Origin of the sequence: Domibacillus indicus (assembly GCF_023715895.1) — a bacterium.
GTDB classification, from domain to species: Bacteria; Bacillota; Bacilli; order Bacillales; family Domibacillaceae; genus Domibacillus; species Domibacillus indicus_A.
Genome location: NZ_JAMBOO010000139.1, coordinates 1 through 255, shown reverse-complemented (window position 1 = coordinate 255; position 255 = coordinate 1). Strand labels below are relative to the sequence as shown.

Below are 255 nucleotides of genomic sequence, written 5' to 3'. Positions count from 1 at the left end.
ATCCGCATGATAGACTTTGCCGGTCGAAAATACGGCAAGGTCTTTTTTCGGGTTCCGTTTCACTTTTCCGGAACCATCGAACGCCAAGGCGCTGGTATTTCGCGGATTGATCCTAGAAATCCGCACACCCAGGCAGTGAGCCATTTCTTCCACTTTGTTCTGAATGCCTATTTTCCGCCATCCGTGAAGCTTAAAACGAAGTTTCCTGGCTCCATAGAACCCCTTTGGGGTTTTCATTCTGCCCAGGTATTCGAA

General features: G+C 48.6%; 1 pseudogene. It reads right to left on the bottom strand.

Annotated features, from left to right (window positions below):
* Window positions 1-255 (bottom strand): annotated as a pseudogene (locus M3221_RS27160) (RNA-guided endonuclease TnpB family protein); the annotation flags it as partial.